The organism is Synechococcus sp. BO 8801 (assembly GCF_002252675.1).
Classification (GTDB): Bacteria; Cyanobacteriota; Cyanobacteriia; order PCC-6307; family Cyanobiaceae; genus Cyanobium.
Genome location: NZ_NQKY01000005.1, coordinates 54,499 through 63,827, shown reverse-complemented (window position 1 = coordinate 63,827; position 9,329 = coordinate 54,499). Strand labels below are relative to the sequence as shown.

Here is a 9,329-nt window from a genome sequence, read left to right as displayed (position 1 = left end):
CCCGCTGGGATCCCATCGGTCTGATGGCGGTGCGCGCCTACCTGATCGAACAGCTCGGCGTCCTGGGGCCGGTGGAGGAGCACCACTTCCGTGAGGGCATCGATGCGGGCACCAACCTGATCCTCAAGCTCCCCGGCCAGCGCCCGGAGCTCGACCCTCTGCTGGTGGCGGCCCACTACGACGGCCCCCTGCACTCGATCGGCGCCGACGACAACGCCTCCGGCTTGGCGGCCCTGATCGAGCTGGGCAAGCACTGGGCAGCCGAGCCGCCCCGGCGGCCGGTGTGGATCGTGGCCTTCGATCAGGAGGAATGGGGCATGCTCGGCAGCACCGCCCTGGCCGGTGAACTCAAGGCCAGCGGCCAGAAGTTGAAACTCATGGTGAGCCTGGAGATGCTCGCCTACACCGCCGCCACCCAGATCTATCCAGTCCCGGCAATGCAGGCGATCTATGGCGATCGGGGCGATTTCATCGCCGTGGTGGGCAATCAGGGTGTCGCCGAGATGCTGACTGGCCTCGCCAGCCTCATGGGGGAGCACGTGATCACAAAGGTTCTGCCGGTGCCCGATGCCGGCCGGGCGATTCCCGACGTGCGCCTCAGCGACCACAGCCCGTTCTGGGATGCGGGCTACGACGCCGTGATGGTGACCGACACCTCATTCATGCGCAACCCGCATTACCACCAGATGAGCGACACGATCGACACGCTGGATCTGCCGTTCCTGGCGGCCGTCACCGAGGGGCTGAAGGCGGGGCTGGGGGCTCTGTGACACCAGCAGCGCCTCGTCATCTCTGGTCCTTCGCAGGGAAAATCGCCTCGATCCAGACGAGCTGGGGAGGATGGATCCCGCCGCAGACCCGCCGATGGAGCCAACGCTCGACAGCCTTCTGACCTTCTACGCCGAGCGGATCGGTGGGCCCTTCCCCCTCAGCCTGCTGCCTCCCGATCGGCCGCTGCACTGGCAGGGGCAGACCCTGTTCGGCACGGCCCGGGGCACGGAGCCGCTTTACCTGCTGCAGAGCACGATCGATGCCTTCCTGAGCGCCGCTCCCCTCGGCACCTTCTGCGTGGGTTTCTGGGGCCATGGCCTCAACAGCCACGCCTTCTACTACCAGCGCCGCGAGCCCTGGGGCAGCCTGTTCCTGCGGCTGGCCTACGGGGGGTTCGACGACGACAACGAACGGGACGCCCGCCGGATCAGAGGCACCATGGAGTGGCTCGCCGGCTTCCTGCCGATCGTCAGCGAGCGGGCCCGCCAGTGCATCGTGGTGGATTCCATGGGTGACGCCCTCTTCCGGATCGTCCTGACAGGCGGCCAGGTCATCGAGGGCGATGGCCCCCTGTTCGAGCCCGGACGCGGACCGGCCGAGGCGCTGCGCCCCCTGCTGGAGGGGCTGTAGCTCTGGCTGGCCTCTTCTGGCCGGCCCCGCTTCTCACCAGAACGTCTGACAGGGAAAGGCGGAAAGCTGCGGATCAGCGGTGAGCAGCACCAGCCGCTCCAGCTCGGCCTGGGCCGCCAGCATCCGATCAAGGGGATCGCGGTGGGGCTGGCTGTAGCCGCCTGCCCTGAGGCCATGGGCCAGCGAGATCGGCAGGGGGAGGAAGCCATCGGCCTGTAGCAGGCCAGGAAGATCAGCAATGGCTGTAGCCAGCTCGGGCAGCTTGCCCTGATGGTGCTTGAGGCTGAGTTCCCAGACCGATGCAGCACTCACCAGGATCCGGCTGGTGGGATCCACCAGAAGGTCCAGGACGGCACCCGAAAGCCGCTCCGGATCGAACCACCACCACAACAGGGCATGGCTGTCGAGCAGGTAGGCGGAGGTGCAGGTCACGGCAGGGCTGACGCCGGAACCAGGGGGCTGGCTTCCCAGTCGGCGAGCTGATCGGGCGCCATGGGCTCCAGCAGGGCGTCGGGCCGGCTGAGGGGACCCAGGTGGCGCAGGCGACCGGGGAGCCGCTGGGGAGCCGGTGCCTCCAGGGGCATCAACCGTGCCCAGGGCTTGCCGGCCTTGGCCAGCACGATGGTCTCCCCGGCGTGGGCGTCATCGATCAACCGCGAGAGCTGGGTTTTGGCCTGGTGCACATTCACCAGACGGGGTGCCGGTGCTGGACGTTCCACAGGGCCGGGTCGGGACTCTTGCTTAGCTTAGTCATGGACTAAGTCTCTGCCTGCGGCGCCCCCCTCAGCCCAGATACGGATCCAGGAAACTCAGCGGCCGGGCCATGGTGGCCGAGAAGCCGAGGATGCCCCGGTCGCGGTGGCTGTAGAGCAGCGTGTCGTCGACCTCCAGCAGGTAGGTGCCGCCGCGCTGGGTGAGGAAGTCGTCGCGGGGGACGTAGGTGCGCCAATGGCCCAGCACCTCGGCCATGTTGCGCAGCCGCACGGTGGCCAGCTCGAAGGGGCGCTGGAAGCCGCGGCCGCCGGCCCGTGCGAAGAACGACCCTTTGATCGGCGGCAGCGGGCCCGCCAGGATGGTCTCGTCGTCGGCGATGCGCTGGGGGGCGCTGCGATCGCCGGTGTAGCCGCGCAGCACCTCGGCCAGGGTGCCGGGGGAACCGAGGCCGGCGCACATCAGCAGCAGGTTGGGCCAGGGCCCGCCGGCCTGCTTCAGCCCCTCGTAGAGCCCCAGGTCGCGGTGCAGATGGGGTTCGGCGTCCACCAGCAGCCAATCGGGCGGGAAGCCGGTGAAAGCGCAGAAGCGCTCGCGGCCGGCCGCGTCGCCGATGCCGATCGCCAGCACGGCGATGCCGGCGGCCTCCAGCTTCGGCAGCACCGGTGCCAGCGCCTGGGCGTACTCGAGGCTGTCGAAGTCGCCCAGCTGGCTGAGCAGCACCACCAGCCGCCGCCGGCCGGGCCCCATGCCCTCCACCGCCGCCAGGCGCTCCAGCAGCAGGGCGGGGGCGGGCGGCCGGGTGGCAGCGGCGGCGGCGGAGGCGGTCACGGGCAGGGGTGGGTCAGGGCGCGACCATGCTCATCCATCGGCGCTGATCGACGTATCCTTACCAGGTAAGACCCAGCTTAAGGAGGCGGTGACGATGCCAGCCGAAGACGCCGCCACCAGCTCGATCACCAGCAAGGGACAGGTCACCATCCCCAAGGCCCTGCGGCAGCAGCTCGGCCTGGCCCGGGGCGGTCGGGTCAGTTTCCAGCTGGTGGGCGATCACATCGAAGTGCGCTCCTGCAAGCCAGAGCAGCCACTGCCGGCCAGTGGCTTCGGCCTGCTCAGGAGCCCCCGTCCGCCGGTGCCGGCGGACTTCGACCCCGCCAGCCTGCTGACGCCGTGATCGGCCTCGACACCAACGTGCTGGCCCGCTACTTCGTCGCAGAGGACGGGGCCGATGCCGCGACCGAATGCCAGCGCCAGGCGGCCCGGCAGCTGATCGAATCGGGGCAGGCCCTGTTCCTGCCCAAGACCGTGGCCCTGGAGCTGGAGTGGGTGCTGCGGGGCTACTACGGCTTCCGGGCCGAGCAGGTGCTGCTGGTGTTCGATCACCTGCTGGCCCACCCTGGCCTGAACGCGGAAGATCGCCCGGCCCTCGAGCAGGCCGTCGCCGGGCTGCGCGCCGGGCTCGACTTCGCCGATGCCCTGCACCACGCCAGCTGCCGTGGCTGCGACACGCTCGCCTCTTTCGACGACCGCGGCTTCGCCCAGCGCATCCGCCACCTCAACCTGGCGCCCCGCGTCGTCGTTCCCAAGGCCCCTTAGCGGGTGGCCCGCGCCAGGAACCCCTCGGCGGCGGCCTCCAGGGCCTCGCGCCGCTTGGGGTCCATCTTCTCCAGCAGTTTCACCATCATCGAGAGGCGGGGGTTGGCCTGGAAGAAGGCCCGGTGGCGATCGATGAAGCGCCAGTAAAGGCCGTCCCAGATCTCGCACCAGGGGCCCTTTTTGTAGTCGCCCATCTTGAGGATGTAGTTGGAGCCGCCGATGTAGGGCTTGGTGGCGAACAGGCCGCCGTCGCTCATCTGGCCCATGCCGTGGACGTTCGGGCCCATCACCCACTCGTAGGAATCCAGGTAGCGCTCCATGAACCAGCGGTGCACCTCGCCGGGGTGGATCTCACACAGCAGCATCAGGTTGCTGATCACCATCAGCCGCTCGATGTGGTGGTTGTAGCCCAGGCGGTTCACCCGCTCGATCGCCGCATCCAGGGGCGGCAGGCCACTGCTGCCGTCGTCCCAGCAGGGGGCAAGGCGGCGGTGGTGGTTCCAGAAGTTGGCGGCGGCCTGGCGCTCGCCATGCACCCGGTCGATGCCGCGCACGAACTCGCGCCAGCCGATCACCTGGCGCAGGAACCCCTCCAGCGAGGCAATCGGCACCGGCTGGCCGCTCTCCTGGCGGCGCCGGGCGTGCTCCAGGGTGGCGGCGATCACCGCCGCCGGGGTGAGCAGCCCGATGTTGAGCAGGGGCGAGAGCAGGGAGTGGTGCAGGGTGGCGTGCCGCTGGCTGAGGGCGTCCTCATACGGCCCGAACCCGTCGAGCCGCTCCGCCAGGAAGCGCTGCAACCAGGCCTCGGCCCCGGCCTGATCGAAGGGGATCCACAGGGGCCCCAGCGCGCCGGGGTGGTCCTGGAAATGGCGGCTGATCAGGGCCCGCACCGCCGGCTCGTGGGGGCTGACCGGCACCGCCAGCAGGGTGGGCTCCACGTAACCCTTAGGCAGCTTGCGGCGGTTCTCCACATCGAAGCTCCAGCGGCCGCCGGTGGGGCTGCCATCGGGCTCCAGCAGCAGGCCGAGGCGGCGGCGCTGGCGCTCGTAGAAGGTCTTCATGAACGGGCGGCGGCGGCCCTCGAACCAGCTGCGGCTCTCGGCCACCGATTCCAGGAACGCCGGTGAGGGCAGCACGCTGAGCCGCACGCCCTGCTCGGCGCAGAAGCGCTGCAGCCGCGACTCGAAGCCGCGGTCGGCCACCTCGGCCACACGGAGCTCGCGGCTGGCGGGGTCGCCCTCCAGCTCAGCCGCCAGCCGCTGCCAGAACGGCATCTCCTGGGAGGAAGGCAGCTCGAAATAGCTCACCAACACCCCGCGGGCGACCAGCGCATCGCGGAAGCTGCGCATGGCCACGAAGGTGTGCAGCAGCCGCAGACGGTGGTAGCGCCAGGTGGAGGCCACGGCCAGGTCCTCGATCATCAGCACCCGCTGGCCGGGGGCAAGCTGCAGGGGGGAGGGGCTCAGCCAGTCGGGATGGAGCTGGTCGCCGAGGATCAGGGTCAGGGTCATGGCAACGCTGGTGCGGCCGGCTCCAGGGACGATCGGCCCCAGAGGCGAAGGTGCTGCCGCTCAGGGTCGTAAAGGCCCACCTGGCGCTCCAGGTCGAAGCGGCGGGGGGCGCCGCCGAAGCTGCGCGGGTCGGAGCCGACGCCGGCCAGGTAGGCCCAGTTGCCCGTGTTCAGGGCCGGGTGGGCATCGATCAGGGCCCACTCGAAGAAGCGGGCGCCCCAGATCCAGGGCAGCCGCAGCTCGTTGACGAAGTGGGAGGCCACCCACTGGCGGCCGCGGTTGGAGAGGTAGCCGGTGGCCAGCAGTTCGCTCAGCTGGGCGTCGACCAGGGGATGGCCGGCGTCGCCACGGGTCCAGCGGACGAAGCGCTCCCGGTCTTCCACCCAGTCCGGCGGGCGCTGCTGAAGGCCGCCGGGGGCGTGGAAGGCAGCGCCGTGCTTCTGCTCCGACCAGAGGAAGAACTCCCGCCAGAGCAGTTCCTGCTTCATCCATTCCGAGCCTTCATCGGCGCCGTGGAGCGCCTGGTAGCGCAGCACCTCCTGCCAGATCCGCCGCACCGAGAGGGCGCCCACCCCCAGGAAGGGGGAAAACTTGGCGGAGAACTCCGTCCCCACCAGCCCATTGCGGGTGGCCTTGTAATCGCGCAGCCCGCTGGAGCCGAACAGGTAGTGCTGCAACCGGGCCAGGGCCGTGGGTTCATCACCGGGGAAGGGGAAGGCGCTGCGGTCATCGCTCCCGGCCCCGGGCGCCACCGGCGGGGCCAGCCAGGACCGGGGGAGCTCGTCCCAGGCGTTCCCTAGCCCGGCGAGATCCGGTGGGGGCAGTGGCGGTTCCGGGTCGCGCTCGAGGCCGCGCCGGAACGGGCTGAACACCAAGGGAAAACGCTCGGCCGCCACCGGCCAGGTGTCGAACAGGCGGCTCTCCTCCGCCTGCAGCACCGCTTCGGGTTGCACCAGGGGACGGAGCTCGGCGAGGGCGGCCGCGGTGGTGTGCTGCGGAAAGGCCAGCAGGGGGATCCCCGCCGCCGCCAGGCGGGCGTGCAGTGCGGCGAGGGCCTGGGCCTCCAGGCGCCGCTGGTGGGGGCCCCTCAGCCGCTGGGCTTGCGGCCGGCAGGCCAGCACCAGCAGGCGCCCGCCGCGCTGGCGCGCCAGCGCCAAGGCCCTGTGCAGGGCGGGCTGGTCATCGAGGCGCAGCTGGCCCTCCAGGGCCAGGGCGATGGTGGGGCCGCCCGCCATGGTGCGTCGCCGGGACGGTCAGCCTGGCAGGGGCGGGGGAGCCACCGCGAGGCTCGGTTCCATGACGGATTGCTGCGAGCCAGGACGGAGCGATTGCGCGTCTTAAGGATTGCTCTAGATTTCTGCCCATGAGGGAGACGCCCGTGCACCGATCCATCGGACTGCTGACCGCCACCGGCCTCACCGGCCTGGCCCTGGTGAGCCTGACCATGACCTTCCTGGGCTGAGTCAGGGCGCCGCCGGCAGGTAACCGGTGCGGCGCAGGAAGGCCCGCAGCGCCTCGGGGTAACTGGCATAGCGCCGTTCCGGTTGCCGGCACTCCCCCTTGTCGTTGTAGCCGGCCTCGCAGGAGGTCAGCCCCCAGTCGGAGCTGCGGTCGTAGAGGCCCAGCATCCGTTTCCAGCCGCTGTCGAATTCCCCCACCAGCGCCTTGGTGGCCACCCAGGCGGCCAGGAAACCATTGGCCTCGGTGCGTTGATCGGCCGGCTGCTTGAACCAACTCTCCATCTCCTGCAGCCGGCGCCGGTGCAACGGCAGCACCTGGGGGCGATGGCTGATGTCGACGAAGCGGGGTCCGTTCAGCTGCCAGATCTGGCTGGGGGCGCTGCTGCCGGCGTAGCTGGCGAACTGGTAGAGAAAGCGGTTGTCCACGTCCACCAGCAGGTAGCGGCCGTTGCCGAGCGGGTCGCTGGCGCCGTTGGGCCCACCGTTGACCGGGTCGCGGCGCACCTCAAACCAGCGGCGGCCATCGGGGCTGCTGGTGAGCACGCGGGTGTCGTTGCAGCAGTGGGCGCCGCCCGTGAACGAGGAGAGCAGCACCTCCGGGTAGGGATTGGAGGGATCCATCTCCACCACCTGCAGCACCGAATCGATGCTGCCGGGGCCGATCCGCAGGGCCCCCATCAGCTGACCGACCACCTTCCCCTCCACCCGGACGGTGGCCACCGGCTGGACCTCATCCATGCCATCCGGCTTGGGCTGGCGACGGTTCTCCAGCACGGCCACCACAGGCCCGTTGGTGATCACCGGGCCGGGAGCCGGTGAGAGGGCCAGCAGCAGGGGGAGCAGCATCGGAATGGGACCTACAGGCAGCCCTGGACCGAGATCCGGTAGCTGAAGCCCAGGGCGCCGGGGTCGCTGCTGGCTCCCACCTTGAAGTTCATCTGGCTGGCCTGCTTGCCCGGAATGGCAGGGAAGGGACCGAACATGCGACCGGTGCCGATCGGCGGGTTCATGACCTCGTTGATCACCTGCAGATTGCTGCCATCGCTGAACTTCATGAAGCCACTCACCGGGTACTTGGCGTTGGCGTCGGAGGAGTTGGCCGTGAAGAAGAACTTGAAGCTGCTGTAGGGCTGGTTGACGATGAAGTCGGTGTTCCAGTTCTCCTTGCCAAGCAGCTTGGCAGCCCCGACCCGCTTGGAAACGATCGGGGAGGTGCCATCGCCACCGATCGGCTGCAGGAAAGTGCAGCGCTGCTGGGCCTGGGCGGCGGAGCCGGCACCGAGGGCGAGCGAGGCGCTGAGCAGGGAAACGGCCAGGACTTTCATGGCGGCGGATCGACTGACTTCGACCCTAGAGCGCAGTGGGGATCTCGGCCATCAAGGTTCGCCCGTCAACGCTCGAAGGAAAAGATCCGCTTCCAGTCGTTCTTCATGCTGATCACGATCCACCCCTGCCGTCCCGCCTCGTCATGGAGGCCCTGGGTGAACGGCCCCACCTTGGTGTCCGGCAGCCCCAGGGCCGGACCGTAGGCATACTCGCGGCGGGCGTCATCGTGCAACACCAGCATCGCCAGGCGCGCGCCGTCGCCGGCCTTGGTGTACTCCAGCATCTGCCGGTCGCCGGTGGAGTTGCCGAAGGCGGCGATGGGCCGCCGGCCGATCATCAGCTGGATGCCTTCGGGCTTGCCGGCGTCGTTGTCATTGAGCAGCAGCCGTGGCTCCTTGGTCAGGAAGGGCCGGCCCGAGCTGTCGTAGCCGTAGCGGGTGGCGCCGGCACTGCCGATCACCTGCTCCGGCGGGATGCCATACACCTCCTCCGCATAGACGCGCACGAAGTCCTGGCCGCCGCCGGTGACGATGTAGGTCTTGTAGCCATTGGCGCGCAGGTAGCGGAGCAGCTCCTGCATCGGCTGGTAGGTGAGCGCGGTGTAGGGGCGCTGCCAGCGGGGGTGGCGGGCCGTAGCCAGCCACTGGCGCACATCGGCCTTGAAGGTGTCCAGGGGCATGCCGCTGAGGGCCGTGGCGGCCAGCCGCTCCAGCTCCTGGCGGGTGGTCACCGCCCCGGGCACCTTCTCCAGGATGAAGCGCACCTGCGGGTAGACCGGCTGCTCCACCCACAGGGTGCCGTCCTGGTCGAAGGTGGCGATGCGCTCGGCAGGGGGCACGAAGCCGGGGCTGGCGGGGTCCGTGGTCTGGCGGACGAAGCGGACGATGCCGTCGCGGGCCGCCCCCGGATTCCAGGAGGGCAGCGGATCGGCCGGGCGGGCGGTGGTGCCCGCCCAGCCCGCCATGGCGGCCAGCAGGGTGGTGGCGAGCAGGCCCCCCAGCAGGAGCAGGAACCAGCGGCGGCTGCGGGAGAGGGTCACGGGGCGTTGGGCTCAGAACTTGCGAAGTTCGCGGCGGATCTTCAGCTGATCGCCGGAGTGCTGCTGGTTGAAGAGCAGCAGCGGCACGCCAGCCAGCAGCAGGCCGATGGCGACCACCACCCCCAGGGAGACCGGCGGTCTGCCCTCCGGTGGAACCGCGCCGGGCCGGAGCCGTCCCCTGACGGGGCGCTGGCGCCGCGAGCGGTTGAACCTGGCCATCGAGGCGGGCGGCGGAGACGGCTGGCCCTTCAGTATCCAGGCCCGTGATCCCGGTCCGCTGATCCC

At 69.9% G+C, this 9,329-nt stretch carries 13 protein-coding genes; 4 read left to right on the top strand and 9 right to left on the bottom strand.

Annotated elements, in window-relative coordinates:
- Positions 1-23 precede the first annotated feature (23 nt).
- Positions 24-770 carry a M20/M25/M40 family metallo-hydrolase gene (locus CJZ86_RS05530; protein ID WP_094584963.1) on the top strand — a complete coding sequence of 249 codons (747 nt, stop codon included), beginning with the start codon at positions 24-26 and terminating at the stop codon, positions 768-770.
- A 94-nt stretch (positions 771-864) separates the two neighbouring features.
- Positions 865-1,401 carry a hypothetical protein gene (locus CJZ86_RS05525; protein WP_094584962.1) on the top strand — a complete coding sequence of 179 codons (537 nt, stop codon included), beginning with the start codon at positions 865-867 and terminating at the stop codon, positions 1,399-1,401.
- 33 nt (positions 1,402-1,434) lie between these two features.
- Here the strand turns inward: CJZ86_RS05525 and CJZ86_RS05520 are convergent, their stop codons facing one another.
- The 3 genes from CJZ86_RS05520 to CJZ86_RS05510 form a co-directional block, all read right to left on the bottom strand.
- The gene (locus CJZ86_RS05520) at positions 1,435-1,833 is read right to left on the bottom strand and encodes a type II toxin-antitoxin system VapC family toxin (RefSeq protein ID WP_094584961.1); all 399 of its coding nucleotides are present in this window, start codon (positions 1,831-1,833) and stop codon (positions 1,435-1,437) included.
- On the bottom strand, positions 1,830-2,120 hold the full coding sequence (locus tag CJZ86_RS05515) for a type II toxin-antitoxin system Phd/YefM family antitoxin (protein ID WP_233133863.1): 291 nt from the start codon (positions 2,118-2,120) through the stop codon (positions 1,830-1,832). Before CJZ86_RS05515 ends, CJZ86_RS05520 begins: the two co-directional genes overlap by 4 nt.
- 64 nt (positions 2,121-2,184) lie before the next feature.
- Complete coding sequence (locus tag CJZ86_RS05510; RefSeq protein ID WP_094585072.1) at positions 2,185-2,862, bottom strand: peroxiredoxin-like family protein; 678 nt, start codon at positions 2,860-2,862, stop codon at positions 2,185-2,187.
- Positions 2,863-3,037: 175 nt separating this feature from the next.
- On the opposite strand from CJZ86_RS05510, the gene CJZ86_RS05505 reads away from it, so the two are divergent.
- Both CJZ86_RS05505 and CJZ86_RS05500 read left to right on the top strand, forming a co-directional pair.
- Entirely contained in the window at positions 3,038-3,286 is a 249-nt protein-coding gene (locus CJZ86_RS05505) for an AbrB/MazE/SpoVT family DNA-binding domain-containing protein (protein WP_094584960.1), read from the top strand.
- Positions 3,283-3,708: a type II toxin-antitoxin system VapC family toxin gene (locus CJZ86_RS05500; RefSeq protein WP_158219510.1), complete on the top strand. Its 426-nt coding sequence runs from the start codon at positions 3,283-3,285 to the stop codon at positions 3,706-3,708. The genes CJZ86_RS05505 and CJZ86_RS05500 overlap by 4 nt, the downstream gene beginning before the upstream one ends.
- Here CJZ86_RS05500 and CJZ86_RS05495 read toward each other — a convergent pair.
- The 6 genes from CJZ86_RS05495 to CJZ86_RS16500 form a co-directional block, all read right to left on the bottom strand.
- Positions 3,705-5,219, bottom strand: a complete 1,515-nt coding sequence (locus tag CJZ86_RS05495; RefSeq protein ID WP_094584958.1) for a cryptochrome/photolyase family protein — start codon at positions 5,217-5,219, stop codon at positions 3,705-3,707. The two genes, CJZ86_RS05500 and CJZ86_RS05495, sit on opposite strands and share 4 nt — an antisense overlap.
- The gene (locus tag CJZ86_RS05490) at positions 5,216-6,454 is read right to left on the bottom strand and encodes an FAD-binding domain-containing protein (protein WP_094584957.1); all 1,239 of its coding nucleotides are present in this window, start codon (positions 6,452-6,454) and stop codon (positions 5,216-5,218) included. Before CJZ86_RS05490 ends, CJZ86_RS05495 begins: the two co-directional genes overlap by 4 nt.
- 228 nt (positions 6,455-6,682) lie before the next feature.
- Positions 6,683-7,525: a hypothetical protein gene (locus CJZ86_RS05485; RefSeq protein ID WP_094584956.1), complete on the bottom strand. Its 843-nt coding sequence runs from the start codon at positions 7,523-7,525 to the stop codon at positions 6,683-6,685.
- A gap of 11 nt (positions 7,526-7,536) precedes the next feature.
- Positions 7,537-8,004, bottom strand: a complete 468-nt coding sequence (locus CJZ86_RS05480; RefSeq protein ID WP_094584955.1) for a hypothetical protein — start codon at positions 8,002-8,004, stop codon at positions 7,537-7,539.
- 65 nt (positions 8,005-8,069) lie between these two features.
- Positions 8,070-9,044, bottom strand: a complete 975-nt coding sequence (locus CJZ86_RS05475; protein ID WP_094584954.1) for an HAD family hydrolase — start codon at positions 9,042-9,044, stop codon at positions 8,070-8,072.
- Positions 9,045-9,056: 12 nt separating this feature from the next.
- On the bottom strand, positions 9,057-9,263 hold the full coding sequence (locus CJZ86_RS16500) for a hypothetical protein (RefSeq protein WP_143594043.1): 207 nt from the start codon (positions 9,261-9,263) through the stop codon (positions 9,057-9,059).
- Positions 9,264-9,329: the final 66 nt, after the last annotated feature.

What these genes read in the sequence shown, in the direction of transcription:
- CJZ86_RS05510 (WP_094585072.1), bottom strand. Translation starts at nt 2,862, where the DNA reads ATGGGGCCCGGCCGGCGGCGGCTGGTGGTGCTGCTCAGCCAGCTGGGC.
- CJZ86_RS05480 (WP_094584955.1), bottom strand. Translation starts at nt 8,004, where the DNA reads ATGAAAGTCCTGGCCGTTTCCCTGCTCAGCGCCTCGCTCGCCCTCGGT.
- CJZ86_RS05485 (WP_094584956.1), bottom strand. Translation starts at nt 7,525, where the DNA reads ATGCTGCTCCCCCTGCTGCTGGCCCTCTCACCGGCTCCCGGCCCGGTG.
- CJZ86_RS05495 (WP_094584958.1), bottom strand. Translation starts at nt 5,219, where the DNA reads ATGACCCTGACCCTGATCCTCGGCGACCAGCTCCATCCCGACTGGCTG.
- CJZ86_RS05525 (WP_094584962.1), top strand. Translation starts at nt 865, where the DNA reads ATGGAGCCAACGCTCGACAGCCTTCTGACCTTCTACGCCGAGCGGATC.
- CJZ86_RS05530 (WP_094584963.1), top strand. Translation starts at nt 24, where the DNA reads ATGGCGGTGCGCGCCTACCTGATCGAACAGCTCGGCGTCCTGGGGCCG.
- CJZ86_RS05490 (WP_094584957.1), bottom strand. Translation starts at nt 6,454, where the DNA reads ATGGCGGGCGGCCCCACCATCGCCCTGGCCCTGGAGGGCCAGCTGCGC.
- CJZ86_RS16500 (WP_143594043.1), bottom strand. Translation starts at nt 9,263, where the DNA reads ATGGCCAGGTTCAACCGCTCGCGGCGCCAGCGCCCCGTCAGGGGACGG.
- CJZ86_RS05505 (WP_094584960.1), top strand. Translation starts at nt 3,038, where the DNA reads ATGCCAGCCGAAGACGCCGCCACCAGCTCGATCACCAGCAAGGGACAG.